The organism is Pseudomonas sp. KK4 (assembly GCF_001984065.1).
GTDB lineage: Bacteria > Pseudomonadota > Gammaproteobacteria > Pseudomonadales > Pseudomonadaceae > Aquipseudomonas.
This window is the reverse complement of the sequence record NZ_LYVP01000002.1, coordinates 78793-104347: the sequence shown is the minus strand read 5'-3', so window position 1 is coordinate 104347 and position 25555 is coordinate 78793. Positions and strand designations below refer to the sequence as shown.

The 25555-nt window shown below is 60.1% G+C and carries 22 protein-coding genes and 3 pseudogenes; 13 read left to right on the top strand and 12 right to left on the bottom strand.

Annotation, left to right across the window (positions count from 1 at the left end):
* Positions 1 to 65: 65 nt before the first annotated feature.
* From B0W55_RS01215 to B0W55_RS01205, 3 genes are all read right to left on the bottom strand, one after another.
* Positions 66 to 2414 (bottom strand): FdhF/YdeP family oxidoreductase, encoded by a 2349-nt coding sequence (locus B0W55_RS01215; protein WP_077044232.1) that lies wholly within the window; start codon positions 2412 to 2414, stop codon positions 66 to 68.
* Complete coding sequence (gene fdhD / locus B0W55_RS01210) at positions 2411 to 3250, bottom strand: formate dehydrogenase accessory sulfurtransferase FdhD (RefSeq protein ID WP_077044231.1); 840 nt, start codon at positions 3248 to 3250, stop codon at positions 2411 to 2413. The genes B0W55_RS01215 and fdhD overlap by 4 nt, the downstream gene beginning before the upstream one ends.
* Positions 3251 to 3342: 92 nt before the next feature.
* On the bottom strand, positions 3343 to 4230 hold the full coding sequence (locus tag B0W55_RS01205) for a LysR family transcriptional regulator (protein WP_077044230.1): 888 nt from the start codon (positions 4228 to 4230) through the stop codon (positions 3343 to 3345).
* 137 nt (positions 4231 to 4367) lie between these two features.
* On the opposite strand from B0W55_RS01205, the gene lysM reads away from it, so the two are divergent.
* The gene (lysM, locus tag B0W55_RS01200) at positions 4368 to 4808 is read left to right on the top strand and encodes a peptidoglycan-binding protein LysM (RefSeq protein ID WP_077044229.1); all 441 of its coding nucleotides are present in this window, start codon (positions 4368 to 4370) and stop codon (positions 4806 to 4808) included.
* A gap of 47 nt (positions 4809 to 4855) precedes the next feature.
* Here the strand turns inward: lysM and yrfG are convergent, their stop codons facing one another.
* The gene (gene yrfG / locus B0W55_RS01195) at positions 4856 to 5524 is read right to left on the bottom strand and encodes a GMP/IMP nucleotidase (protein WP_077044228.1); all 669 of its coding nucleotides are present in this window, start codon (positions 5522 to 5524) and stop codon (positions 4856 to 4858) included.
* Positions 5525 to 5612: 88 nt separating this feature from the next.
* Here yrfG and nudE point away from each other — a divergent pair, with 88 nt between their 5' ends.
* The gene (nudE, locus tag B0W55_RS01190; protein ID WP_077044227.1) at positions 5613 to 6179 is read left to right on the top strand and encodes an ADP compounds hydrolase NudE; all 567 of its coding nucleotides are present in this window, start codon (positions 5613 to 5615) and stop codon (positions 6177 to 6179) included.
* Positions 6176 to 7003, top strand: a complete 828-nt coding sequence (cysQ, locus tag B0W55_RS01185) for a 3'(2'),5'-bisphosphate nucleotidase CysQ (protein WP_077044226.1) — start codon at positions 6176 to 6178, stop codon at positions 7001 to 7003. The genes nudE and cysQ overlap by 4 nt, the downstream gene beginning before the upstream one ends.
* A 180-nt stretch (positions 7004 to 7183) precedes the next feature.
* On the opposite strand, the gene B0W55_RS01180 is transcribed toward cysQ, so the two are convergent.
* The 4 genes from B0W55_RS01180 to rfbC are packed head-to-tail and all read right to left on the bottom strand — an operon-like array spanning position 7184 to position 11452.
* Entirely contained in the window at positions 7184 to 7639 is a 456-nt protein-coding gene (locus B0W55_RS01180) for a thioesterase domain-containing protein (RefSeq protein ID WP_077044225.1), read from the bottom strand.
* A gap of 31 nt (positions 7640 to 7670) precedes the next feature.
* Positions 7671 to 9065 (bottom strand): sigma-54 dependent transcriptional regulator, encoded by a 1395-nt coding sequence (locus B0W55_RS01175; protein WP_077044224.1) that lies wholly within the window; start codon positions 9063 to 9065, stop codon positions 7671 to 7673.
* Positions 9062 to 10870 (bottom strand): ATP-binding protein, encoded by a 1809-nt coding sequence (locus B0W55_RS01170; RefSeq protein WP_077044223.1) that lies wholly within the window; start codon positions 10868 to 10870, stop codon positions 9062 to 9064. Before B0W55_RS01170 ends, B0W55_RS01175 begins: the two co-directional genes overlap by 4 nt.
* Positions 10871 to 10906: 36 nt before the next feature.
* A complete protein-coding gene (gene rfbC / locus B0W55_RS01165; protein ID WP_077044275.1) occupies positions 10907 to 11452 on the bottom strand; it encodes a dTDP-4-dehydrorhamnose 3,5-epimerase in 546 nt (181 codons plus the stop codon).
* A 154-nt stretch (positions 11453 to 11606) separates the two neighbouring features.
* Here rfbC and B0W55_RS01160 point away from each other — a divergent pair, with 154 nt between their 5' ends.
* The 8 genes from B0W55_RS01160 to B0W55_RS01125 all read left to right on the top strand — a co-directional run bounded on the left by B0W55_RS01160 (position 11607) and on the right by B0W55_RS01125 (position 20781).
* Entirely contained in the window at positions 11607 to 14519 is a 2913-nt protein-coding gene (locus B0W55_RS01160) for an aminotransferase (protein ID WP_077044222.1), read from the top strand.
* Between the two features lie 265 nt (positions 14520 to 14784).
* Complete coding sequence (gene aguB / locus B0W55_RS01155) at positions 14785 to 15663, top strand: N-carbamoylputrescine amidase (RefSeq protein WP_077044221.1); 879 nt, start codon at positions 14785 to 14787, stop codon at positions 15661 to 15663.
* Between the two features lie 5 nt (positions 15664 to 15668).
* On the top strand, positions 15669 to 16775 hold the full coding sequence (aguA, locus tag B0W55_RS01150) for an agmatine deiminase (RefSeq protein WP_077044220.1): 1107 nt from the start codon (positions 15669 to 15671) through the stop codon (positions 16773 to 16775).
* Between the two features lie 246 nt (positions 16776 to 17021).
* Positions 17022 to 17234, top strand: a complete 213-nt coding sequence (locus tag B0W55_RS01145; RefSeq protein ID WP_077044219.1) for a hypothetical protein — start codon at positions 17022 to 17024, stop codon at positions 17232 to 17234.
* 337 nt (positions 17235 to 17571) lie between these two features.
* Positions 17572 to 18858: an OprD family porin gene (locus B0W55_RS01140; protein WP_077044218.1), complete on the top strand. Its 1287-nt coding sequence runs from the start codon at positions 17572 to 17574 to the stop codon at positions 18856 to 18858.
* A 298-nt stretch (positions 18859 to 19156) separates the two neighbouring features.
* Positions 19157 to 19375 carry a 4-oxalocrotonate tautomerase family protein gene (locus B0W55_RS01135; RefSeq protein WP_056852134.1) on the top strand — a complete coding sequence of 73 codons (219 nt, stop codon included), beginning with the start codon at positions 19157 to 19159 and terminating at the stop codon, positions 19373 to 19375.
* On the top strand, positions 19372 to 20028 hold the full coding sequence (locus tag B0W55_RS01130; protein WP_077044217.1) for a DsbA family oxidoreductase: 657 nt from the start codon (positions 19372 to 19374) through the stop codon (positions 20026 to 20028). Before B0W55_RS01135 ends, B0W55_RS01130 begins: the two co-directional genes overlap by 4 nt.
* Before the next feature lie 42 nt (positions 20029 to 20070).
* Positions 20071 to 20781 (top strand): SDR family NAD(P)-dependent oxidoreductase, encoded by a 711-nt coding sequence (locus tag B0W55_RS01125; RefSeq protein ID WP_077044216.1) that lies wholly within the window; start codon positions 20071 to 20073, stop codon positions 20779 to 20781.
* Positions 20782 to 20990: 209 nt separating this feature from the next.
* On the opposite strand, the pseudogene B0W55_RS31040 reads toward B0W55_RS01125, so the two are convergent.
* Positions 20991 to 21170, bottom strand: a pseudogene (locus B0W55_RS31040) (integrase); the annotation flags it as partial.
* Between the two features lie 7 nt (positions 21171 to 21177).
* Here B0W55_RS31040 and B0W55_RS31450 point away from each other — a divergent pair.
* A pseudogene (locus B0W55_RS31450) lies at positions 21178 to 21339 on the top strand (hypothetical protein); the annotation flags it as partial.
* Positions 21339 to 22386, top strand: a pseudogene (locus B0W55_RS01115) (phage portal protein). The pseudogenes B0W55_RS31450 and B0W55_RS01115, both read left to right, overlap by 1 nt.
* Positions 22387 to 22401: 15 nt before the next feature.
* Here the strand turns inward: B0W55_RS01115 and B0W55_RS01110 are convergent.
* From B0W55_RS01110 to B0W55_RS01100, 3 genes are all read right to left on the bottom strand, one after another.
* A complete protein-coding gene (locus tag B0W55_RS01110) occupies positions 22402 to 22800 on the bottom strand; it encodes a hypothetical protein (protein ID WP_077044215.1) in 399 nt (132 codons plus the stop codon).
* Entirely contained in the window at positions 22800 to 23357 is a 558-nt protein-coding gene (locus tag B0W55_RS01105) for a Panacea domain-containing protein (protein ID WP_256576159.1), read from the bottom strand. Before B0W55_RS01105 ends, B0W55_RS01110 begins: the two co-directional genes overlap by 1 nt.
* Positions 23358 to 24715: 1358 nt before the next feature.
* Entirely contained in the window at positions 24716 to 25534 is an 819-nt protein-coding gene (locus B0W55_RS01100) for a hypothetical protein (RefSeq protein WP_077044214.1), read from the bottom strand.
* Between the last annotated feature and the right edge of the window lie 21 nt (positions 25535 to 25555).

Below are 25555 nucleotides of genomic sequence, written 5' to 3'. Positions count from 1 at the left end.
CGTGTTCGCCGAAGTCCTGATGTGGGAGCGGGCTTGCTCGCGAAGAGGCCGGTTGAGGCGAAGCGTCAAGCCGACCTGGCCAGAATCAATCCACTCTCACTCGCCGCTTCCAACCGGATCGCCACGAACTTCGACGTCGGTGTATGGCTGCCATCCCCGGTGCTTTCCAGCGGCACCAGTGGGTTGACCTCCGGGTAGTACGCCGCCGCTTGCCCGGCCGGAATATCAAACGCCAGCAAGGTGAAGCCCTTGACCCGACGCTCCACACCATCATCCCAGATCGACACGATGTCGGCCTTCTGCCCCGGTTTGAAGCCCAGGCGAATAATGTCGGCTTCGTTGACGAACAACACATCACGTTGACCTTTCACCCCACGATAGCGGTCGTTGAGGCCATAGATGGTGGTGTTGTATTGGTCGTGGGAGCGCATCGATTGCAGGATCAGGTCCGGCAACACGCCGGTAGCGCGGGTGCGTTCGTGGACCAGGTCCCTGGGCAAAACGTTCGGGCGGAAATTGGCCCGGCCTGAGGCGGTGTTCCACTTGCGCGCACCGGCACTGTTGCCCAGGTAGAAACCGCCTGGATTCTTGATCTTCTCGTTGAAGTCTTTGAAGTTGGGAATGGTGTCGGCGATCAGGTCGCGGATGCGACGGTAGTCGGCCACCAGCCAGTTCCAGTCCACCGGATGGCTGCCCAGGGTGGCGGCGGCGATACCGGCCAGGATCGCTGGCTCCGAACGCATCTGGTTCGACAGCGGTTCCAACTGACCGTTGGAGGCGTGGACCATGCTGAACGAGTCTTCCACGGTCACCGCTTGCGGGCCTTCGGTTTGCCGGTCGATGTCGGTGCGACCCAGGCACGGCAGGATCAGCGCGTCTTTGCCATGGGCCAAGTGGCTGCGGTTGAGCTTGGTGCTGATCTGTACGGTCAGGTCGCAATTGCTCAGGGCCGCGAAGGTGCGAGGGCTGTCCGGGGTTGCCTGGGCGAAGTTGCCGCCCAGGGCAATGAACACTTTGGCCCGACCTTCGGCCATGGCGTGGATCGCCTCGACCACATTGTGGCCGTTTTCACGGGGCACCTTGAACTGGAAGCGACGCTCCAGCGCATCGAGGAACGCCACCGGCGGGCGTTCGTTGATGCCCATGGTGCGGTCGCCTTGCACGTTACTGTGGCCACGTACCGGGCACAGGCCGGCGCCCGGCCGGCCGATGTTGCCGCGCAGCAGCATCAGGTTGGCGATTTCCTGGATGGTCGCCACCGAATGGCGGTGCTGGGTGATGCCCATGGCCCAGCACATGATGACGTTCTTGCCTTTGGCGTACATGCGCGCGGCTTGCTCTATCTCGACCAGCGCCAGGCCTGATTGCTCGACGATCTGCTCCCACGAGGTGTCATCGACGACGGCCAGGTATTCCAGCACGTTGACGCTGTGTTCATTGAGGAAGTCGTGGTCGAACACCGCAGGCTGCCCCGCCTTCTGCGCATCACGCTCCCATTGCAACAGGAACTTGGCCATGCCGCGCAGCACCGCCATGTCGCCGCCCAGGGCTGGGCGGAAGTACGCGGTGTTGGTCGGCTTGTCGCCGTTGGTGAGCATTTCGATCGGGTGCTGCGGGTGCTGGAAGCGTTCCAGGCCGCGCTCTTTGAGCGGGTTGATGCACACCACTTGAGCGCCGCGTTTCACCGCTTCGCGCAGCGGTTCGAGCATCCGCGGGTGGTTGGTGCCCGGGTTCTGGCCCCAGACGAAAATTGCATCGGCGTGTTCGAAATCGTCGAAGGTCACGGTGCCTTTGCCGACGCCAACGCTTTGCGCCAACGCGACGCCACTGGCCTCGTGGCACATGTTCGAGCAGTCGGGGAAGTTGTTGGTGCCATAGGCACGTACGAACAATTGATAGAGAAACGCCGCTTCGTTGCTGGCCCGTCCCGAGGTGTAGAACTCGGCTTGATCGGGGCTCGCCAAGCCTTGCAGGTGCTTGGCGATCAGGGCAAAGGCGTCGTCCCAGCTGATGGGCTGGTAGCGATCGGTTTCGGCGTTGTAGCGCAGTGGCTCGGTCAGACGGCCCTGATACTCAAGCCAGTAGTCGCTCTGCTCCAGTAGCGAGGTCACGCTGTGCTTGGCGAAGAACTTGCCATCGACACGGCGCTTGGTCGCTTCCCAGTTCACCGCCTTGGCGCCGTTCTCGCAGAACGCCACCATGCCGGCTTCGTTGGAGTCACCCCAGGCACAACCCGGGCAGTCGAAGCCGCCGTTCTTGTTGGTCTTGAGCATCATGCGCAGGTTTTTCAACGCGTTGTCGCTGGTCAACCAGGCCTGGGCGACGCTGATCAGCGCGCCCCAGCCACCGGCCGGGCCTTTGTAGGGTTTGTAGCGAGGAACAGGGGTCTGGTCGGCTTGACGGTGTTGACTCACGCTTGGTTCTCCAAAGCCGGGCTGTATACCCGTGGCGCATTCTTCTGGGGCAGATGGATGAGGTTGAGGTTGTGGCGACGGGCCCATTGCACGGCAAGGCCCGTGGGCGACGACAGGCTGACCAGGGTCTGGATGCCTGCACGCAAGACTTTCTGGATCAATTCGAGGCTGCAGCGGCTGGTGACGATCGCCAGCCCGCCCTCGATCGGGATGTTGCGACGGATCAGGCCGCCGATCAGCTTGTCCAGTGCGTTGTGCCGGCCGATGTCTTCGCGACCGAGCAGCAATTCACCCTGGTCGTTCATGAACACCGCCGCATGCACCGCACCGCAATGCTGGCCCAGTGGCTGGAACTGGCCGATGCGTTGACGCAGGCCTTCGAGCCATTCGGCCGGCGGCAGTGGCGCACCGGGCAACACCTTGAGGTCCGGCAACGCCTGTTCGACCGCTTCCACCCCACACAGCCCGCAACCGCTGGTGCCGGCCAGTTGCCGGCGCTGCTGCTTGAGGTTCCAGAACGCGCGGTTGGCGATGGTCACTTGCGCGTACTGCGCCGAGCCTGAGCCGGTCAGCTGCAGGTCATAGATATCGGTGGCGTCCTGGATGATGCCGCTGCCAAGGCTGAAGCCGACGATGAAGTCTTCCAGATCGGTCGGCGTCACCAGCATCACGGCCTGGCTGATGCCGTTGTAGGCGATCGCCAGCGCCACTTCCTCGGCCAGCGCGGTGCTGGCCGATTCGGAGTATTCGAGGTCGCTGTAACTGTACGTCTGGCTTGCGGCGGGCGCGGGCGTTTCGAGGGCGGGCGCCGCGCAGGAAGGGCGCTTGGCGTTCATGGCATCACCGACGGATTGATCAGCGTTAAGACTAGGCGCGGCAAACGGTCGCGTCTAATTGCTATTACTGATGCGCCGATAGATGCCGTCGATCAAGCGCCCTTTAGTGATTGCTGATACATCGCAAAACAGGCTTCGGCCAACGCCGAGCGGGGCGCGGTACGACGCATGATCAGCCCCAGCCTGCCCAGGGTCTGGGCGTTTTCGATAGGTTGCAGGCGCAGGTGGTCGGTCAGGCCTTCGAGGCCGCCATCCAGGGGCATCACTGCGCAGCACAGGCCACCGTGCACGGCTTGTAGCAGTTGATGCACGGCGTCGGTCTGCAACAGCGGCTGCGGGGTGAGGCCGCGGCTGTGGAAGTTATGGTCGATGGACTGCCTGAAATGCATCCCGCTGGTGAGCATCCCCAAGGGCAGTTCGACCAGAGATTCCCAACTCAACGGCGCCTGGCCAAAACTGAAGTAACGTTGATCGTAGAGCAGGCCCATGTGGGTTTCGCTGAATGACAGCGAGTCGAAGTGTTCGCCATCCAGGCGTTCCAGATAGGACACGCCCAGATCCAGGCGATTGTTCGCCAATTGTTCGAGGATCTGCTCGGAACTCAGCGACGACAGCTCGAAGCGCAGGCTGGGGTGTTCGGCGTGCAGGCGCTGCAGCAATGGCAGCGGATCGAAGCTCGACAGGGGCACCACCCCCAGGCGCAAGGTGCCGACCAGATTGCCGCGACAGGCTGCCGCTTCGGCGTACAAACCGTCGTAAGCCGCCAACACCGTGCGGGCCCAGGCCAGCACCCGTTCGCCGGGAGCGGTGAAGCCTTCGAAGCGCTGACCGCGATTGACCAGGGGCAGCTCCAGCTCTTCTTCGAGGCTGCGCAGGCGCATCGACAGTGTCGGCTGGGTGATGTGGCAGCGCGCGGCGGCCTGGCCGAAGTGCCGGGTTTCGTCCAGAGCGATGAGGAATTTCAGCTGTTTGATGTCCATCGTCGCTCCAGGATTTCAAGTAGGTGAGGATTCTATCGCTTGGCGGGAAGCGGCGTCATTGGTCGGGTTGGATCCGAGTATGGCCACCTTGGTCTAGGCTTTTGCATCTGGAATCTGAAAACCAAGGAGCGTGCGCCATGAGCATTTTTAGTTTTGTGAAAGAAGCAGGCGAAAAGCTTATCGATCTGCTGACACCTGGTAACGCCAACGCGAGCGAGCAACTGAAGGAACATATCAGCAAAGTCGGCCTCGGGAGCCCGAATGTGCAGGCGACGGTGGATGGCGACAAGGTCACTGTGACCGGCGAAGTGGCGAGCCAGGAGGAGAAGGAAAAAATTCTTCTGGCGGTCGGCAATATTGAAGGTGTGGGTAGCGTGGACGACCAGATCACGGTGACCGGCCCAGTGGTTGTGGCCGCGAAGTTCGTCACGGTGGTGAAGGGCGACACCCTCAGCGCGATTTCCTTGCGCGTGTATGGCGATGCCAACAAATATCAGAAGATTTTCGAGGCCAATAAGCCGATGCTCAAGGATGTAAACAAGATTTATCCGGGGCAGTCGTTGCGGATTCCCGAGTAATCGAAACCTGTGGCGAGGGAGCAAGCGCCCTCGCCACATTGATTGCATCAGGCCTCAAGCCCTGCAATCAAATCCCGATAATCCTCCACCGCCCTAAACTCGGCGGTGTCCTTCGGCCCTTTGCGGCTGTCCGGCTCACGAACGGCCAGCAAATGCGCCACGCCAAAATCCCGGGCGCTGCGAAGGATCGGCAAGGTGTCGTCGATGAACAGGCTGCGCGCCGGATCGAAATCGATATCCGCCTGCAGCGCCTCCCAGAACTGCGGGTTTTCCTTGGGGAAACCGTAGTCGTGAGAACTGATCAAGCGCTCGAAATAAGGCGCCAGTTCGATTCTTTCCAGTTTCAGCGACAGAGAGTCACGGTGCGCGTTGGTGATCAGTATCACGCGTTTGCCGGCCTGCCTGATCGCGGCCAGGAACGTGTCCGCGTCCGGGCGCAGGGCGATCAGATGGGCGGTTTCCAGTTTCAGTTCGCGCACCGGCAGCTTCAGTTCGGCGCTCCAGAAATCCAGGCAGTACCACTGCAACTGACCGGCATTGCGCTCGAACAACGGCTGCAATTCCATCTCGGCCATGGCCCGGCTGACCCCGTGCAGTTCGGCGTAGCGCTGGGGCAGGTGCTCCAGCCAGAAATGGTTGTCGAAGTGCAGGTCCAACAGCGTGCCGTCCATGTCCAGCAGAACGGTGTCGATGTCAGGCCACGGTAATAAAGGCATGGCAGTGTCTCGGGCGGTAGAAAGATATCTGGCGTAAACAATCACAAAAGCCGCGTTATAGTAGCGCGTTCACGCCAAGGAGCCTTGCATGCGCCAGAAACCCACGATCCTCGCCCGCGAAATTGTCGCCACCAGCCGTTTGTTTTGCGTCGAGGAACTCAAGCTGCGCTTTTCCAACGGCGTGGAGCGCACCTATGAGCGATTGGTTGGCAAGGGCGCCGGTTATGGCGCGGTGATGGTCGTGGCGATGCTTGATGCCGATCATGCGGTGCTGGTCGAGGAGTATTGCGGCGGGACCGACGAGTACGAATTGTCCCTGCCCAAAGGCCTGATCGAACCTGGCGAAGACGTGCTGGCGGCGGCGGAACGCGAGCTCAAGGAAGAGGCCGGGTTTGGCGCGCGGCAGCTTGAGCATCTGACCGAGCTGTCGCTGTCGCCCGGTTACATGAGCCAGAAAATCCAGGTGGTGCTGGCCACCGATCTGTACGAAGAACGTCTGGAGGGTGACGAGCCGGAGCCCATGGGCCTGGGCAAAGTCAACCTGCGAGAGCTGTCGGCGCTGGCGCAAAACCCGCAGTTCACAGAGGGCCGTGCCTTGGCGGCGCTGTACCTGGCCCGTGATCTGCTGACCCAGCGCGGGGTGTTCTTGCCATGAATTTCCCGCATCCGCTGATGGCGCCGGTGATTGAACTGGCTTTGAAGGCAGGCGACGCGATCCTGCCGTTCTGGCGCACGGGCACGGCGGTGACTGCCAAGGCTGACGACTCTCCGGTGACCGCCGCCGATCTGGCTGCCCACCACCTGATTCTGGCCGGGCTGACGGCGCTGGACCCAAGCATCCCGGTGCTGTCCGAAGAAGACGCCAACATCGCGCAAAGCGTTCGCGCCGGGTGGCAGCGCTGGTGGCTGGTGGACCCGTTGGACGGCACCAAGGAATTCATTTCGGGCAGTGAAGAATTCACCGTCAACATCGCCCTGATCGAGCAGGGCCGCGTGGTGTTTGGTGTGGTATCGATGCCGACCAATGGCCGCTTTTACGTAGGCGGCGCAGGTTTTGGGGCATGGCGGGGTGACAAGGGCGCCGAGCCAGAGCCGATTCAGGTTCGCGACGTACCGCCAACGGGCGCGGCGTTTACCGTGGTTGCCAGTCGCCGTCATTCCAGCCCTGAACAGGAGCGCTTGCTGGCCGGCTTGAGCGCCAGTCTGGGTGAACTGGAGCTGGCGAACATCGGCAGCTCGCTCAAATTCTGTCTGTTGGCCGAAGGGGCCGCCGATTGCTATCCGCGACTGGCGCCGACTTCGCAGTGGGACACGGCGGCGGCGCAGGGTGTGCTGGAAGGGGCGGGCGGCGAGGTGCTGGATCTGAGCGGTGCGCCGTTCTGCTATCCGGCGCGGGAGTCGTTGTTGAACGCGTTCTTTCTGGCGTTGCCGGCGAAGGCGGCTTGGCGGGAGAAACTGCTGGAGCTTGCCCGATCCTGAATCGGCCCACGATGAAACGCGCCTGCAAGACCTGTGGCGAGGGAGCTTGCTCTCGTTGGGCTGCGAAGCGGCCTCAAAAGCCAGGCAGCGCGCGCTTTCAGTTAAATCCCATTCGCTGGTTTGCGGCTGCTGCGCAGCCGAGCGGGAGCAAGCTCCCTCGCCACAGGTTGCGTGGCCAGTTCAGCGGTGCAGGACATACTGCCCGGTAAATTTCACCGCATCCTGATCACTCCCCGCATTCACCACCCGCGTATTGAGGATCAGTCGCGCCCGGCCATAGCGCTGGTACGTCGCCACAAACTTCTTCCACACCAGCGCACTCGGCGCCGTGCAAATGGCGTGGGCATCGCCCGTCACGGGCAGTGGATAGTGGATCTGGCCTTCCTGAATCACGATGTGCCCGTCGGTAATCCCTTCCTCTTTGAGCCGCAGATGCATCCAGCCCCAACCGGCCAGCACCGCACCGCAATACAGGCTGCCGCCGAACATGGTGCTCTTGTGGTTGACGTTGGCGTCCAGCGGCAAATGCAGGCGCAGTTGCTGGTCGTGCCATTCAAGCACTTTGAGGCCCATGTCCCGGGTGAGGGGGATGTCGTGGTGGAGCACGGATTCCAGTTGACGACTGTCGCGGCTCATTCGGCGGCCTCTTGATGGGATGGTAGGTGGCTCAATCGAGATCGTCGGCGTGGCTGGCGGCACCGCTGTCGGCGAAGCTCAGGCCGTGTTTGCGCAGCTTGTCGTGCAGGGTCTTGCGAGGAATACCCAAGGCTTCGGCGACGCTGCGCAAAGAGGTGTGCGAGCGTGCCAGCTCGGCGGCAATCAGGGTCTTTTCGAAGTTTTCCACTTGTTCGCTCAGGCCGCCGCTGACCAGCTCCACCGGCGTGCCGGCAGCGCTTTGCGCCTCGCTGTCGTCCAGCGCCAGCTCAAGACCCAGGGCAAAGCGTTCGGCGGCGTTCTGCAGCTCGCGCACGTTGCCGGGCCAGCTGTGGCGCAGCAGCAGGGCGCGTTGCCCCGGTTGCAGTTCATGCAGCGGCAAACCGTGGCGGGCGCTGGCTTCGTCGGCGAAGTGCTGGAACAACACCAATGCATCCTCACCTCGTTCGCGCAGCGGCGGAATGCGCAGCGGCGCAACGTTCAGGCGGTAATACAGGTCGGCACGGAAACGCCCTTGATCGGCGGCCTGGCGCAGGTCCTCTTTGGTGGCGGCAATGATGCGGATGTCCAGCGGGATCAGTTGATTGCCGCCCAGCCGCTCGACCACCCGCTCCTGCAGCAAGCGCAGCAATTTCACCTGCACGTCCAGGCTCATGCTTTCGATTTCATCGAGGAACAAAGTGCCGCCGTTGGCGAACTCGAACTTGCCGATACGGCGCTTCTGCGCCCCGGTGAAGGCGCCGGGCTCATGGCCGAACAGCTCACTCTCGACCACCGATTCGGCCAGCGCCCCGGCGTTGATCGCCACGAACGGGCCGTTTCTGCGGCTCGACAAATCATGCAGCGCCCGGGCCACCACTTCTTTGCCGGCGCCGGTTTCGCCCAGGATCAACACATCGGCCTTGGTCGCCGCCAGGGCGCCGATCTGCTCGCGCAGGCGCAGGATCGAAGGCGAATGCCCCACCAGCCGTGTACTCAACTCGTTGCGATCGCTCAGGGCCAGACGCAGGCTGCGGTTGTCCAGTACCAGGCGGCGCAGGGCCAGGGCGCGGCGCACACTGTCGAGCAGGGCGTCGCTGGCGAAGGGTTTCTCCAGAAAATCGTAGGCCCCGGCGCGCATGGCCTGCACGGCCAGCGGCACGTCGCCGTGGCCGGTGATCAGCAGCACCGGCAGCTCAGGGTCCTGGGCGTGCAGTTCGTTCAGTAGTTCGAGGCCGTCCATGCCCGGCATGCGGATGTCGCTGACCACCACCCCCGGCCAGTCACGCTCCAGTTGCGCGGCCAGGCCCTTGGCTTCGGCCAGCGGCAGGATTTTGAGGCCGGCCAGGTCCAGGGTCTGGCTCAGGGCCTGACGCAAGTGCGGATCGTCATCGATCAACACGACCTGAATGCGATTGTCGATGGTCATGCACTTCGGTCCTCGGACGGTTGCAGGCTCACGCCCGGTGCGCCTGGGCGCAGTTTCAAGGTAATCAACGCGCCGCCTTCCTTGTGGTTGGCGAACGACAGTTCACCGCCGAAGGCGCGCATCAGGGTTTCGCAGATCGCCAGCCCCAGGCCAAGGCCCTGGGTGCGGGTCTTGGTGGTGTAGAACGGCTCGCTGGCGCGACCCAGGGCTTCCATGCAGAAACCGGGGCCGTTGTCGCGGATGTACAGGGTAACGCCCTCGGCGGTGGATTGGGCGCTCAGCCAGAGTTTACGGGGCGGGCCTTTTTCCGTCAGGGCGTCCAGGGCGTTGGCCAGCAGGTTGCCGAGCACTTGGCGCAAGCGAGTTTCGCCGGCTTCGACCCACAGCGTCGCGGCGGGCAAGTCACGAATCAATTCAACGTCCATGCTGCGCCGACGTTTGGCCAACAGGGCCAGCGCATCGTCCAGCGCCGGTTGCAGAGCGACGCTTTCCGGGGCGTGGCGATCGCGTCGGGCAAAGGCGCGCAAGTGGGCGATGATCGAGGCCATGCGCCCGGTCAGTTCACTGATCAGCTTGAGGTTGCCGCGGGCATCGTCGGTGCGCTGATGGTCGAGCAGGACTTCGGCGTTTTCCGCGTAACTGCGGATGGCGGCCAGGGGTTGATTGAGTTCGTGGCTGATACTGGCCGACATCGTCCCCAAGGCAGACAGTTTGCCGGCCTGCACCAGGTCATCCTGGGCGCGCACCAGTTCCTGCTGGGCCTGCTCGCGCTCCAGCACTTCCTGTTTCAAACGACGGTTGAGGCCTTCCAGATCGCTGGTGCGCTCGGCCACCCGGCCTTCCAGTTCGCGCCGTGCCTTGGCTTCGAAGGCGATGCGTTCCAGGTAATGACGACGGCGCTGCATCATCAGGCCCAGCAGCAACATCACCACCAACAGCGTCGCGCCGCCAACGGCCACCACCGTGCGTACGGGACGGTCGATCAGGGTGCGTGGGGCGAGGATACTGACGTTCCAGCCGGTTTCCGCGATGGCCTGAGTCTGGGTCAGCCAGGCGTTGGGGTTGAGCCGCAATGGCTTGGGCTCGCGGGTCGGGTAAGGCTGGATCGCGCTGATGGCCTTGCGCTCGTCTTCGCTCAAGGGGCGGGTCGAGCGGAAGCGCCATTCCGGGCGCGAGGTGAGGATGACCACGCCGTTCTGATCGGTCAGCAGCAGCTGCTCCGGGGTCTTGCCCCACAGGCTTTCGGTGTGGTCCAGGTCGACCTTGACCACCAGCACACCGGTGATTTTCTCGCCGTTGCGCACGGCGGCGGCGAAGAAGTAACCGCGCTTGGCGGACGTGGTGCCCAGCCCGAAGAATCGCCCGAGACGCCCGGCCATGGCTTCGCTGAAATATGGCCGGAAGGCGAAATTGCGCCCCACGAAACTGTCGTGTTTGTCCCAGTTGGAGGCCGCGAGGGTCTTGCCCGTGGTGTCCATCAGGTACATGACTTCGGCGCCGGTCTGGCTGCTGATATTTTTCAGCAGCCGGTTGGCATTGCCCTGGGTGACGCTGTCGTCCGGCGCACCCAGCACGGCGCGCAGGGCCGGCAGGTCGCCGAGAATCTGCGGCAGCACTTCGTAACGGTGCAGGGTACCCAGCAGGTTGGCGACGTAGAGGTCCAGGGTCTGGCGATTCTGCCCGGCCAGTTCGCTGCGGTAATAGCGCTCGGCCAAGTGCTGCAACGGCCACAGCAGCGGCGCCAGGCACAGGGCGAGCAAGGCCAGGCTGCGCCAGCGGGGTCTGCGGGGGAGGGTCGGAGTCATGAGCTTCGGGCGCCTGTGGGGACAGGCGCATTATGCCTAGGCAAAGACGTCGGCGTCCTTGAAGAGTGGCGCGTCTTGATCTTTGGCCGACAGGATTGGCGTGCCGTCCAGTTGCCAGTCGATACCCAGGTCCGGGTCATCCCAGCGAACGCTGCGCTCACCGCGAGGGTTGTAATAGTCAGTGGTCTTGTAGAGCACTTCGGCTGCATCGCTCAACACCACGAAGCCGTGGGCAAAACCCTCGGGGATCCACATCTGGCGGTGGTTGTCGGCACTCAGGCGCATGGCGACCCATTGGCCGAAATGCGCTGAGCTGCGGCGGATGTCCACGGCCACGTCCAATATTTCGCCATGGGTCACGCGAACCAGTTTGCCCTGGGGCGATTGCAGTTGGTAATGCAGACCGCGCAGCACGCCTTTTTGCGAGCGCGAATGGTTGTCCTGCACGAATGCCGCCGGCACATCGGTCGCTTGCTCGAAGCTTCTGGCATTGAAGCTTTCGTAAAAGAAACCACGCTCGTCCTTCATTACCCGAGGTTCGATGATCAGAACGCCGGGCAGCGCGGTGGTAATCACATTCATGGTTTTCTCCGACAGTAGGCGTTGCTGGCCGCCATTCTTGCGCAAAGCGTCGTCGGGCGCGAGCCACCGCTGAGCGTGCAGCACGGGGTGGGGGTTGCGTATCGACTCGAGCGGTGGCGATATAGGCGCCTAATAAAATTCCAGAGGTCGTTCCATGCCGCTCGCCACGTTGATTCATCGCGCCAGTTTGCCCAGCCCGCAAGTGTCTGCGGAACAAGCGCTAGAGCTGTTGCAGGAACATTACGGGCTTGGCGGCAGGTTGCAGGCCCTGGGCAGTCAACAGGACCTGAACTACCGCGTCGACAGCGATCAGGGCCGTTTCGTCCTGAAAATCTGCAGGGGCGACTATTCGGCGGTGGAGTTGCAGGCTCAACACGCCGGGCTCAAGCATTTGGCGCAGCACCCCGATGTGCACGTGCCGCGGGTGATTCCGGCCAAGAACGGCGAGGACCTGTTGTCGCTGGACGTGGCTGGCCAGGCGGTGCATGTGCGCCTGCTCGATTACATCGAAGGCCAGTCCCTGACCCATCTCGATCATTTCAACCGCACCGTGGTGGCCGGCTTCGGTCGCCTGTGCGGCGAAATGGACCTGGCGCTGGTGGACTTCGACCATCCGGGGCTGGTGCGTACGCTGCAATGGGACGCGCGCCACGCTCAGGCACTGATCGCGCATTTGCTGCCAGTGATTCAGGACGACGCCCAGCGCACCTTGATCGCCGAAGCGGCGGAGCGGGCCGAGCGGCACTTGCAGCCCTTGGTGGACAAGTTGCCGGTGCAGGCCATCCACATGGACATCACCGATGACAACGTGGTCTGGCAACGCGATGCCGAGCGTCACTGGCAGTTGCAGGGGGTGATCGATTTCGGCGATCTGGTGCGCACCTGGCGCATCACCGACCTGTCGGTGACCTGCGCGGCCTTGCTGCATCACGCCGATGGCGACCCGTTCTGCATTTTGCCGGCAGTGCAGGCCTATCACGCGGTCAATCCATTGACCCATGAGGAACTGCTGGCGCTGTGGCCGTTGATCGTCGCGCGCGCGGCGGTGCTGGTGCTCAGTGGCGAGCAGCAGGTGAGCATCGACCCGGGCAATACCTACAGCCGCGATAACCTGACTCACGAGTGGGAAATCTTCAGCGTCGCGACCTCGGTGCCCCTGGCGCTGATGGAAGCGGCGATCCTGACCTGCGTCGGGCAACACCTGCCGCCGATTGTCAGCGAAGGTTTCGCGCCGCTGCTGCCGAGCCTGGTGGGGCGTGAATTTGCCTTGCTCGATCTGGGTGTGCTCAGCGCGCACTTCGAGGCGGGCAATTGGGAAGAGGAAGGCATCGACCAACGCCTGCTCGACAGCGCCGAGAGCTTCCACGGGCTGGTCGCCAGTCGTTACGGGCAATACCGTTTGTCCCGCACCCGGCCGGAAAGCGCCGTCGAGCCGGACACCTGCCCGCTGCACGTGGAGTTGCGTGTGCCCCATGGCACGGCGGTGGAAGCGCCGTTTGCCGGGGTGGTGCATCAGCCGTTGCCGGGCGTGTTGCAACTGGATGGCCCGCAATTGAGCGTGCGTCTGTGGGGCGTGACGCCATCGCTGCATGCCGGCGCCGCGCTGGTCAAAGGCCAGGTGTTGGGCGCGGTCAGCGGGCCGTTGCTGGTGCAGTTGTGCCGAGGTCACTCGTTCACCGCGCCGCTGTTTTGCACACCGAGCCGTGCGCCAGCCTGGCAGGCGCTGTGCCCGTCACCGGCGGCGCTGCTGGGGCTGGCCTGCGATGCTGAAGAAGAACTGGATGCGCAGGCCTTGCTGGCCCGCCGTGACGCCAGTTTTGCCCGCACGCAAAAACACTATTACGTCGACCCACCGCGCATCGAGCGTGGCTGGCGCAACCACCTGATCGACATGCAGGGCCGCTCCTACCTCGACATGCTCAACAACGTTGCGGTGCTCGGCCACGGCCATCCACGCATGGCCGCGGTGGCCAGTCGGCAATGGTCGCTGCTCAACACCAACTCGCGGTTCAACTATGCCGCGGTGGCGCAATTCTCCGAGCGTCTGTTGAAGCTGGCGCCGGATTCCATGGACCGCGTGTTCCTGGTCAACAGCGGCAGCGAGGCCAATGACCTGGCGATCCGTCTGGCCTGGGCCTACAGCGGCGGACGCGACATCGTCAGTGTGCTGGAGGCCTACCACGGCTGGACCGTGGGCGCCGATGCGGTGTCGACGTCGATCGCCGACAACCCCAAAGCCTTGAGCAGCCGCCCGGACTGGGTGCATCCGGTCACGGCGCCGAACACCTATCGCGGTGAATTCCGTGGCGCGGACAGCGCGCCGGACTACGTGCGCAGCGTCGAACACAATCTGGCGAAAATCGCCGAGCAAAAACGCCAATTGGCCGGTTTCATCTGCGAGCCGGTGTACGGCAATGCCGGCGGCATTTCGCTGCCGCCGGGTTACCTGCAACAGGTCTACGCCATGGTCCGCGCCCAGGGCGGCGTGTGCATCGCCGACGAAGTACAGGTGGGCTACGGGCGCATGGGCCATTTCTTCTGGGGCTTCGAAGAGCAGGGCGTGGTGCCGGACATCATCACCATGGCCAAGGGCATGGGCAACGGCCAGCCACTGGGCGCGGTGATCACCCGCCGGGAAATCGCCGAGGCGCTGGAGGCCGAGGGTTATTTCTTCTCGTCCGCTGGCGGCAGCCCGGTCAGCTGCGAGATCGGCATGGCGGTGCTGGATGTGATGGAGGAAGAAAAGCTCTGGGAGAACGCTCAGGTGGTGGGCGGCTACTTCAAAGAGCGGCTGGAAGCGTTGATCGATATTCATCCGCTGGTAGGCGCGGTGCATGGCTCCGGGTTCTATCTGGGCGTGGAGCTGGTCCGCAACCGCGACACCTTGGAGCCGGCGACCGAAGAAACCACGGCGCTGTGCGATCGCCTGCGCGACCTGGGCATCTTCATGCAACCGACGGGTGACTACCTGAACGTGCTCAAGATCAAACCGCCGATGGTGACCTCGCGGCGCAGCGTGGATTTCTTTGTGGACATGCTCTCGAAGGTGCTCGCCGAAGATCTGTAAACGCATGCCACTGTGGGAGCGGGCTCGCTCGCGAAAGGGTTGTGTCAGCTACGTGGTCGTTGGCTGAAAAATCGCCTTCGCGAGCAAGCCCGCTCCCACAGGGGACTAGCGTTATTATTCGATTGTTATCGGGTTTAAGTGCGTAAATTAAGACGAAATGCATTTTCAAAGCTTTTAAAGCCGATTTTTATCGGATATAAAGTCGCCAATGCCAGGGTGTGGATAAGCCATGCCCGATCGTCACGCACTTGCCCGGAGATGCTCCATGAGCCGTACCGTTACCGTTGCCGCCACTCAGATGGCCTGTTCCTGGGACCTGGAAGGCAATATCGAAGTTGCCGAAAGACTGGTCCGTGAAGCCGCCGCCAAAGGCGCGCAGATCATCCTCATCCAGGAGCTGTTCGAGGCGCCGTACTTCTGCCAGAAGCCGAACCCGGATTACCTGCAACTGGCCACGACGGTTGAAGACAACGTCGCCATCAAGCATTTCCAGAAAGTCGCCAAAGAACTGCAGGTGGTGCTGCCGATCAGCTTCTACGAGTTGGCCGGGCGTGCGCGTTTCAACAGCATTGCGATCATCGATGCCGACGGCAGCAACCTCGGGATTTATCGGAAAAGCCACATCCCAGACGGCCCGGGCTATCACGAGAAGTACTACTTCAACCCGGGCGATACCGGCTTCAAGGTGTGGAACACCCGTTACGCGAAAATCGGCGTGGGCATCTGCTGGGACCAGTGGTTTCCGGAGGCGGCGCGCAGCATGGCGCTGCTGGGCGCAGAGATTCTGTTCTACCCGACCGCGATCGGCAGCGAACCCCACGACAAGACCATTTCGTCCCGCGATCACTGGCAACGCGTGCAACAGGGCCACGCCGGCGCTAACCTGATGCCGCTGATCGCCAGTAACCGCATCGGCAACGAAGAACAAGACGGCTATGACATTACCTTTTATGGTTCGTCGTTCATCGCCAACCAGTTCGGCGAGAAGGTGCAGGAACTCAATGAAACCGAAGAAGGCGTTCTGGTTCACACCTTCGACCTCGACCAACTGGAACACATCCGTAGCGCGTGGGGCTCGTTCCGTGACCGTCGTCCGAACCTGTACGGCGCGCTGAAAACCCTCGACGGAACCCTGGAGTCCTGATCGACATGACCACTTTGAATAGCACCCCTCGCGCCGACGGCTTCTACATGCCGGCCGAGTGGGCACCCCAGACCCAGACCTGGATGGTATGGCCCGAGCGTCCGGACAACTGGCGCCTGGGCGGCAAACCGGCGCAAGCGGCGCACGTGGCGGTGGCCAAGGCCATCGCCCGTTTCGAACCGGTGACCGTGGCGGTTTCCGCCGGCCAGTATGAAAACGCCCGGGCCCGCCTGGACGTGCCGAATATCCGCGTCGTGGAAATGTCCAGCGACGACGCCTGGGTGCGCGACACCGGCCCGACGTTCGTCATCAATAACAGCGGCGAAGTCCGTGGCGTGAACTGGGACTTCAACGCTTGGGGTGGATTTGACGGTGGCCTGTACTCGCCGTGGAACCGCGACTCGCAAGTGGGCGGCAAGATCCTCGAGATCGAGCGCAGCCCGCGTTACCGCACCGAAGGCTTCGTGCTTGAAGGCGGTTCGATTCACGTCGATGGCGAAGGGACGCTGATCACCACCGAAGAATGCCTGCTCAACCGCAATCGCAATCCGCACCTCAATCGTGCAGAAATCGAAGCGGTGCTCAAGGACAATCTGGCGGTGGACAAGATCATCTGGCTGCCGGATGGCTTGTTCAACGACGAAACCGACGGCCATGTGGATAACTTCTGCTGCTACGTGCGCCCCGGCGAAGTGCTGCTGGCGTGGACCGACGACCCGCAGGACCCGAACTACTCGCGCTGCCAGGCGGCGATGGACGTACTGCAAAGCAGCACCGACGCCAAGGGACGCCCGTTTACGGTGCACAAGATGCCGATTCCGGGGCCGCTGTACGCGACCGAAGAAGAATGCGCCGGTGTCGACCCGGTCGACGGCACCCAGGAGCGTAATCCTTCGGTGCGTCTGGCCGGTTCCTATGTGAACTTCCTGATCGTCAACGGCGGCATCATTGCGCCAAGTTTCGACGACCCGTTGGACGGTCCCGCCAAGGAAATTCTGCAGGCTTTGTTCCCGCAACACGAAGTGGTGATGGTGCCCGGTCGTGAACTGTTACTGGGTGGCGGTAACATCCACTGCCTTACCCAACAACAGCCAGCGCCGCACAAGGAATGAGTGAGCTCGTAACAGCTTGAGTTGATTGTGGAAAAAATCAGGCAAACGTTTTCGCCCCTTGCCGTACGCAGAGCCCGCAGCCCTGAAGGACTGCGGGCTTTTTTGTGTCTGCGCGCCGACAATCCGGGCACCTTGGCATAGCTCTTGTATCGCTCATGGTGCAAAACAGGGAGGGGGAGAACTTAGTCGTTCTGTCATAAACCTTGGATAAGTTAGGCCGCTCACAAACCAGGAGAGAGCGCTGAAATGAACGCCGAAGTAAATGTGGTCAGCGAGCGGACGTTGCATCCCCTGGCAGTAAAAGGCGAATCGCTCCAGATCCTGGCGCACTGGTTAAAGTCCAATGGAACGCGTCCGATCAGTGAGCCTGATCCGCGCCGGACGATAATCGAGCGCTACCCCGCTGGTTTATTCAGCGAAGCGGAACTGGATGCGTTGCGGGATGTAATGGAAGGATAAGAAGAAAACAACGGATTGATCAAAGAGAACGCTGCCGGGATGGCAGCGTTTTTTTTGCTGATAGAAACCGCTCGTTTTGAGTTTTTCTGCCGCGTAAAGGGATTTCTTAGAAGATTTTCGCCTAATTACTGCGCAATCATGAAATTGACACACTGTTGAGGGCGCGGCTACGATTCGGCCAACGCCTGTGGCAGACCGCCATGACCCAAAATAATAAAAAGGCCCGCCTCGAATTTTCGTGGGCGGGCCTTTTGCTTTGCGGAATGAAAAAAGAGCGCGATAGTGCCATTTCAGTCGTTCGACACAGCGCGTTTCAACCCGTAATAAGGAAAACAAAATGTTGAACAAGCGAATCAGCCTGATCGCTCTGGGGATGTTGAGCGCTTCACAGGCCATGGCTAACGACCAGGCCGAATCCAAGGGATTTGTCGAAGACAGCAGCCTCAAAGTGCTGCTGCGCAACGCCTACATGAACCGTGACTACAAAAACGGCAACGACGATAAGTCCGAGTGGGGCCAAGCGGCCATCGGCACGTTCTCGTCCGGCTTCACCCAGGGCACCGTCGGTGTCGGTGTGGATGCCTTCGGTCTGTACGCACTGAACCTGGAGCGCAGCGAAGACCGCAGCGGCGCGCAGGGTATCGATTTCTTCAAAAAAGGTGACAGTGGCCAGCCGGCTGACGACCTGTCCAAGGCGGGCGCAGCGGTGAAATTCCGTCTGTCCAGCACCACGCTGACCTACGGTGACCAGATGCCGGCCCTGCCGGTATTGAGCTACGACAACGTGCGTCTGCTGCCGGAAAGCTACACCGGCACCCTGATCAACTCCAAAGAGATCAAGGGCCTGGAACTGAACGCCGGTCGCTTCACCGCCGAATCGCGCAAAAGCGCCGAAGGTCGTGACAGCGGTGGCCTGAAGTCGATCAACGTGTTGGGCGGCAGCTACCAGTTCACCGAACAATTCAAGGCGGCCTTGTACGCGTCCGACGTCGAAGACGTGTTGAAGAAGCAGTACGTGAACGCCAACTACGTGTTCCCGTTGGCCAAGGACCAGTCCCTGACCCTGGACTTCAACGGCTACCGTACCAAGCTGGACGATTCCTACGTTCGCGACAACAACCTGACCGGCGACGACAACAAGATCTGGAGCCTGGCGGCCACCTTCGCCACCGGCCCACACTCGTTCACCCTCGGTTACCAGCGCAGCACCGGCGACAGCAACCTGGGCTACCCGTACGGCGGTTACCAGAAGGGGCAAGGTCGCGTCGGTGACGGCGGCAACACCATCTACCTGGCCAACTCCTACTGGTCCGACTTCAACGCCGAAGACGAACGCAGCTGGCAACTGGGCTACGGCCTGGACTTCGGCACCTTCGGCGTTCCAGGCCTGAGCTACAACTTCGCCTACGTGCGCGGTGACAACATCACCACCTCCACCAGCGAAGGCGGCACCGAGCGCGAGATCTTCAACCAGTTCAAATACGTCGTGCAAAGCGGTCCGGCCAAAGACCTCAGCGTGAAACTGCGCAGCTCGATCCTGCGCGTGTCGCAGAAGTCGAGCGAGTACAACGTCAGCGGTAACGAAGTGCGTGTGTTCGTGGACTACCCGATCAACATTTTCTGATGATGGGTTGTGGTGTAGAGGGCTGATTCGAGGCCTTAAAACGAAGGAGCCCCGATTGATTCGGGGCTTTTTTGTGCGTGCTCAATGGGTCATGTCGTCGAAAGGCGCTTTCGGGAACATATTCTGAAGACGTGTCGTCAGCGGCGACATTTTCCGCGCTCCACAAATGTCCCTGGTTATTACACAACGTAACTAATGATGTTCCCATCCCCACCTTTATCCCCTCCCGCCAACTCCCTACATTGAGCTCCAACGCCTCTCCCATCATCCCGACGGGAAGGTCACTGGAGATTCCTCAATGCCTTTCGTAAGTGTTCGCATCACCCGCGACGGGGTTACCACTGAGCAGAAAGCTCAGGTGATCGCCGAAATCACTGAAACACTGGAACGCGTTCTCAACAAGCGTCCGGACCTGACCCATATCGTGATCGAAGAAGTCGACACCGATAACTGGGGTTACGCCGGGATCACCACCACTCAGTACCGCAAGCAACTGGCGGAAGAGGGGCAGTCATGACCGCCTCGGTGACCATCCATTTCATCTCCGATGTGGTGTGCCCATGGTGCGCACTGGGGGCGACGGCGCTGGAGCAGGCAATCGAGAACGTGGCGGGTGAGGTGTCGGTCGAGCTGACCTACAAGCCCTTCGAACTGAACCCGAACATGCCGCCCGAAGGCGAGAAAGCCGTTGAGCACTTGATGCGCAAATACGGACGCACCGCCCAGGACGTCGCCAACGGCAAAGCGATGCAAATCGAACGCGGCAATGCCATCGGCTTCAAGTTCGATCTGGAAAAACGCACTCACTTTTACAACACCTTCGACGCTCACCGTTTGTTGCTTTGGGCATTGGGGGAAGGGCGTCAAGTGGCGCTGAAGAAAATCCTACTTCGCGCTTACTTCAGCGAAGGCCAGAACCCGAGTGATCGGCAGACGCTGGTGCGATTGGCAGGTGAAGCAGGTTTGGATGAGGAGCGGGCGCACAAGGTGCTGGCGTCGGGCGAGTTTGCCGACGAGGTGCGTGAACTTGAGGAGTTTTACCGGCAGCACGGCATCAATTCGGTCCCGGCCATGGTGTTGAACGGCCGTCACCTGGTGTCCGGTTCGCAGTCGGTCGAGTACTACGAACAAGTGTTGAGACAAATGGCCGCGGCCCCCGCCGAAGCCTGATTCACCCACTTTCACATCCCATTTTTGATAGAGGTCTACATCATGAGCAATTCGAAAAAAGTCATCGTAATCACTGGCGCATCCCAAGGTCTGGGCGACGGCATGGTCAAGGCCTTCCGTGAACAGGGTTATCAGATCGTCGCCACTTCGCGTTCGATCAAACCGTCCACCGATCCGGACATCCTGACCGTTGCCGGCGACATCGGCGAACCGGAAACTGCCCAGCGCGTGATCCGTGAAGCCATCGCCCGTTTTGGCCGCATCGACACCCTGGTCAACAACGCCGGTATCTTCATCGCCAAACCGTTCACCCAGTACACCGCTGAAGACTACGCCAACGTGCTGTCCGTGAACCTGAACGGCTTCTTCTACATCACTCAACTGGCCATCGCCGAGATGGAAAAAAATGGCAGCGGCCACGTGGTCAACATCACCACCAGCCTGGTCGACCACGCCATCGACGGCGTGCCATCGGTACTGGCTTCGCTGACCAAAGGCGGCCTGAATGCGGCCACCAAATCCCTGGCTATCGAATACGCCAAGCGTGGTATCCGTGTGAACGCCGTCTCCCCTGGCATCATCAAGACCCCGATGCACGGCGAAGAAACCCATGCGGCGCTGGGTGCTCTGCATCCGGTTGGCCACATGGGTGAGATTGACGACATTGCTAATGCGGTTGTGTACCTCGATGGTGCGAAGTTTGTGACGGGTGAGATCCTGCACGTTGATGGTGGGCAGAGCGCGGGTCACTAAGACCTGAGGTTACGAGCCCTGGAAACGACAAAGCCCTCGTAGTGATACGGGGGCTTTGTTGTTTCCGGTTAGGAAGCTATGGACATCATTTTCGGATGTGTCTGACATACGCGGCAGCCACTCCTGATGATCATTGACGCTTTCCCACGGAAAGGTCACTGAAGGATTTCGAATGGAGTACCTGGAGCTACGTCGCGATCAGATTTATGACGCCGCAGATGTCCGGCATAGTCCAACAAGGTCTGCCGATGAATCTGCCGCGCATCATTGAACCCCGGACCGTCCTCCGAGCGACACCAGCGCACAAACGCCTGCCAGCGATCACTGTGCGCCTTGACCGTGCAGTAATGCCCGCCGCCAAATAGATCGCGCAATGTCTGTGGCCCGGCTTAGCTCATCCGTAAGACCGTCACCGCGGGCGGTCGCCAAGTCACCTACACTGGCCGCACTGACGACACCGGCCACGACGATCTGGCGTGGGCACTCTTTCACGCATTACAGAACGAGCCGCTGGAGGGTCAGACCTCGGCCAACACCGGCTTCATGGAAATTTACTGATGAGTAGCCGCCGCAACCGCCGCGAGACACAGACCGCCACGTCTCAACGCATCGAAGGTGAACACCTGATGCAAGCCGCAGGCGACCAGTCGATGGCATTCACCTTCGGTGATCCAGTACCGGTGTTTGATGGCGAGGAGATCCTCGACACTGGAGTGCTGGTCCAATGGCCGTTGGTACGAGCCGCCGGTAGCGCTGAATCGACTGGCGAAGTCGAAGGCCAGCTTTACCTGCAGTCGGGCCTGAGCTTCAAGCGCAACCCGTTGGCCCGTACCTTCATCCCGCACAGTCTGCTTAGTCGGCAAGCCTTGAGCAGATCGTCATGGACTGGGGTTCGTCAGGCAACCTATGCCTGGAGAAGCGCGACAACATGCTTCGCCAGGCGATCGGCCTTACGCCGTGCCTGGCCAAATACGTTCGCCGCGGTACCGACCTTGACATCTGTTACCGGGTGAACGGGTCGAAGGACGAGCACCAGTTCAAGACCGGCAGCATCTGCCATGCGGGTGGTCGATATCAACCAGGAAATCTACGGATTGCCCGAGTGGCTACCTGCATTGTAGAGCGCGCTGCTCAACGAGAGCGCGACACTGTTTCGACGCAAGTATTACCAGAATTGCAGCCATGTCGGTTTCATCATGTACATAACTGACGCGGCCCAGAACGAGGATTTCGTCAACGACCTACGGATCGCGATGAAGAACAGCAAGGATCCGGGCAACTTCCGCAACCTGTTCATGTATGCCCCGGGCGGAAAGAAAGACGGTCTGCAACTGATCCCGATCAGCGAGGTGGCGGCGAAGGATGATTTCGGTGCGATCAAAAACATCAGCCGGGACGACCAGCTCGCCATGCTGCGGATCCCGCCTCAGTTGATGGGCGTGGTCCCCCAGAACGCTGGTGGGTTTGGATCCATCCGCGATGCGGCGCGGGTTTGGGCGGTCAACGAGCTAGTGCCTGAGCAGGCCCAGGTTGTTGCACATCAACGACTGGTTGGGGGAAGAGGTAGTGCGGTTCCGGCCGTATGAGATTCCGGCGCAGGGTTAAAGTCGCTGCGCAGTTTTAGATTTGGTGCTGTTTTAAGAAGCGAGTAATTTTCGTCGCAACGTGTGGCGAGACATCAAATCCGTACCTTACCTGATCAAAAACATTCTGCTGGAATGGTTGGTGAGTTCTAATTACGTTTTGATTTACTCCATTTTCAACACGATCAACACGAGAAATCACGGCTTCACGATAAACAACCCAACTATCTCGATTGATAAAAGGGTGACCGCCCGGTGTGAGAATGCATGAGGTATCATGAAACTTATCGGGATAAACGGTTGAAATGTTGACCAAAAGAACAACGACATGCCCGTGGACGGGGCAATGAATAGGGTCATTCATAACCACATGCAGGTGGTCTGATCCACCAGTTGGGATCAGCAGAGTTCCCTTCTGAAAAACAGGTCCTGGCATTAAGTGAACTCGGCTAAGACTCTTCCAAGAGCTTTTCGCTCTTGCAAATATTTAACTTTACGCTTTGCTAGCTCAGCATCTTGTCCAAGTGCCTGAAAGGTTTCTCGAATGTCAATGTCCTTCGATGAACCATTGGGGTCATGCCATTCGGGGAGATGTTTATGAGTGTAGTCGCGAAGCTGATACTTCGACATATGGCCGAATTGTTGCCAGACAGACTCCATGACACTCAGGTCGGCCTTGCTTAGCTCATCAAGGTCGTCCAGTGTTTCGATCTCGCAAGCCAAGCGAACTTCATGATTTTCTAGCGGCGAGATCCAGTGGCTCCAAGCATCTGAACGCGATGTACCCTTAATCAAATTAAGGGTACTGGATAGCACCGGGCCGTGGGGCATCGATACCGGGCGGTCGTCAGTCATTGGAACATCAAATCGGGCCATCGACTCACGATCCGCTAAGTACATGAGCTTGATGAGTTTCAGATGCGGCATTGCTCCTTGAGCCTGGCCCAAAAAGAAAGCAGCCATCTGCGCCACCTTCTGATCGCTGAAAATCACATTACCCTCTCTTCCCCACTCCGGTGGGGACACACATCGCAAATGGTGGCGAATTATCACCATGTGTATCAATTAGTCAAGCAGCTTTCTCAGAGGTTCGAACGTATTCAGACCAAGGGCTGCATGTACTGTATTTATGAACAGTATCACGATGTGATGATTTAACACAGTTCACGTATAGCACCACCTGATGGGAGGCGCACCTTTTCCATTAGTAATCTTTGCGATTCGCCAGCGGCATTCAACCCGGCCAAGCGGTTGGGCGTGTTACGGCCGCTCATGAATCAGTCTTCATCTTTTTTGCCTGCAAACACCGCAGGGCGTCGTTCCTGGCACGGTGGGCGGTAGTGCACATGAGTGTGCTATCGGCCGTGTCGGCTAGATCCGCATCCTGCGAGGCGACAATGTAGCCGTAGGCATGGTGGTAGGTCTGGCGTGCGCCGGATGGCAGTTGCGCGTCCATGATCGCGCGGGTCAGCAGTTTAACCGGGGGGGTGCGTTCGGTTGTGGTTACTCAAACTGTGTGCGCCCGGTTACGGACGCACTCGGTTCGACGCAAGTTGCTCCCATCCGCACCGGCATCGCCGCCTAGCTGTTCCCCTCATCTGATGCGTCATGCCAGGCCGACGGACATCACAACCGTCAAACGACACCTGGCGCGCGCTCGTCCCCCCCGCCACGCCTGCGGGCTACATGTGTCGTTATTTCCTCATCTTCTGCACGGATTGCGGCGCAGGCCTGCTGGGACTTGCTCTGGCATTTAGTGGAGTTGAAAACCCCTGCGAAACCCTGCAGGAACGGGCCGTTTTAACGCACGACAGAGTGATGTCGGTGAGCGATTTTATGAAGCGGCTTGGGAACAGGGTTAGTTTTTGAAGTGTGGGAGGGCGATGTTTACAGGCCCCGTGTTTGCTGGGCTTTGGAGCTAACTTTAGAGGTTAAGAGGTTAGTAAATTGTAGCTTACTGATTTATAGAGATTTTATATTACTGGTTTTAACATCTATAAAGGTTAGTTAATAACCCTCTGCTAACCAAAACCTAACTTGGATCAGTAGCCGCAAAGCCGCACAGAACAAAGCTTACAGGGTGATCAGACTAAAACTAACCGTCCTTACCTCTTTCCCGTGGGTCAACATGAAATGCCGAAAGCGCCTAGGGAGGGGGCGCTGGCAAAGGTCCCTCAGATGTTTTGCATGCACGTTGCTGCACAGTCACTCTCAGGAATACAGTTACTGTCACCAAAACTGTCACCAGTTCTACGCTTCGTCACATCGATACCGCTGGAAGCCTGAAGGTGGTGGAGCGGGTGAGGGGAATCGAACCCTTGTTATCAGCTTGGGAAACTGGAGGTCGACGATCACGAGGCCGGGCCTTCGGCACGGTTTTTGCGCTCCAGCAATACCATGATGATCCAACCAATTATGAATAAAGGAAGGATCACCATGACTGAAGAGCTTCCGCCATAGTTGAGTTCTCCGCTGACTCTGGCAGCGAAATGCACGCCTGATACGAAGAGCACGACCGTCGTCAGATACCTTACCGCTGCCACGATCTTGATTGCCCCTCGCGATCTCGATGTCGGAAGGAAGAACAGATATAACGCCAAACATGGCACAGCTAATACGGCGAAAAATGTTGCCTCTAGCGGGCGCGTCTTATTTTGAGACGTATCTTCGAAAACAACATCTCGCACCCCGGAGATGCGAGCTTGTGCCGTCAGTTCCAATGGTCCTGAGCTGACGAGGGTGATTGCAATTTGGTCTTCGGGGTTCGAAAGGAAAGGCGAAATTTTTATCTGGTTCTCTTCGACCGACAATTTGACGGGTATATCGGCTGGCTCGGACCCAGTGATCTGCGCTGTAACAAGCTTCCCATCGTTCATTGTGCGTATCTGAAGCGGAGTTTCAAAGTTCCCAGAAGGAATAGGCTTCGAGCCGGTATTGATGAGTACTAGGGAGTAAACATAGGGAGCGTCTATTTTTTCGCCATTCACGACTATTTGCATATCGTGAATCTTGGAATCAGGGGGGAGTTCAAGAGCAGAGGATGAGACGAGCCGAACTGTCAATGAATAGGCTGCTGAGTCTGCTTGCCACAAATACACGGGTAGCAAAAATGCGGCGAGGGCTATCAGGGTACCGAGTGCGGCATTCCAGTCCAAGAAACTCCGCTTCATAAGCTCGCCTCCAATGGCAGT

Coding starts and splice junctions, on each gene's coding strand:
- B0W55_RS01170 (WP_077044223.1), bottom strand. CDS start 10,870: ATGACTCCGACCCTCCCCCGCAGACCCCGCTGGCGCAGCCTGGCCTTG.
- B0W55_RS01145 (WP_077044219.1), top strand. CDS start 17,022: ATGAACGCCGAAGTAAATGTGGTCAGCGAGCGGACGTTGCATCCCCTG.
- B0W55_RS01140 (WP_077044218.1), top strand. CDS start 17,572: ATGTTGAACAAGCGAATCAGCCTGATCGCTCTGGGGATGTTGAGCGCT.
- B0W55_RS01125 (WP_077044216.1), top strand. CDS start 20,071: ATGAGCAATTCGAAAAAAGTCATCGTAATCACTGGCGCATCCCAAGGT.
- B0W55_RS01175 (WP_077044224.1), bottom strand. CDS start 9,065: ATGACCATCGACAATCGCATTCAGGTCGTGTTGATCGATGACGATCCG.
- fdhD (WP_077044231.1), bottom strand. CDS start 3,250: ATGAACGCCAAGCGCCCTTCCTGCGCGGCGCCCGCCCTCGAAACGCCC.
- B0W55_RS01100 (WP_077044214.1), bottom strand. CDS start 25,534: ATGAAGCGGAGTTTCTTGGACTGGAATGCCGCACTCGGTACCCTGATA.
- aguB (WP_077044221.1), top strand. CDS start 14,785: ATGAGCCGTACCGTTACCGTTGCCGCCACTCAGATGGCCTGTTCCTGG.
- B0W55_RS01130 (WP_077044217.1), top strand. CDS start 19,372: ATGACCGCCTCGGTGACCATCCATTTCATCTCCGATGTGGTGTGCCCA.
- yrfG (WP_077044228.1), bottom strand. CDS start 5,524: ATGCCTTTATTACCGTGGCCTGACATCGACACCGTTCTGCTGGACATG.
- rfbC (WP_077044275.1), bottom strand. CDS start 11,452: ATGAATGTGATTACCACCGCGCTGCCCGGCGTTCTGATCATCGAACCT.
- cysQ (WP_077044226.1), top strand. CDS start 6,176: ATGAATTTCCCGCATCCGCTGATGGCGCCGGTGATTGAACTGGCTTTG.
- aguA (WP_077044220.1), top strand. CDS start 15,669: ATGACCACTTTGAATAGCACCCCTCGCGCCGACGGCTTCTACATGCCG.
- B0W55_RS01160 (WP_077044222.1), top strand. CDS start 11,607: ATGCCGCTCGCCACGTTGATTCATCGCGCCAGTTTGCCCAGCCCGCAA.
- B0W55_RS01180 (WP_077044225.1), bottom strand. CDS start 7,639: ATGAGCCGCGACAGTCGTCAACTGGAATCCGTGCTCCACCACGACATC.
- B0W55_RS01110 (WP_077044215.1), bottom strand. CDS start 22,800: ATGCCAGGACCTGTTTTTCAGAAGGGAACTCTGCTGATCCCAACTGGT.
- nudE (WP_077044227.1), top strand. CDS start 5,613: ATGCGCCAGAAACCCACGATCCTCGCCCGCGAAATTGTCGCCACCAGC.
- B0W55_RS01135 (WP_056852134.1), top strand. CDS start 19,157: ATGCCTTTCGTAAGTGTTCGCATCACCCGCGACGGGGTTACCACTGAG.
- lysM (WP_077044229.1), top strand. CDS start 4,368: ATGAGCATTTTTAGTTTTGTGAAAGAAGCAGGCGAAAAGCTTATCGAT.
- B0W55_RS01205 (WP_077044230.1), bottom strand. CDS start 4,230: ATGGACATCAAACAGCTGAAATTCCTCATCGCTCTGGACGAAACCCGG.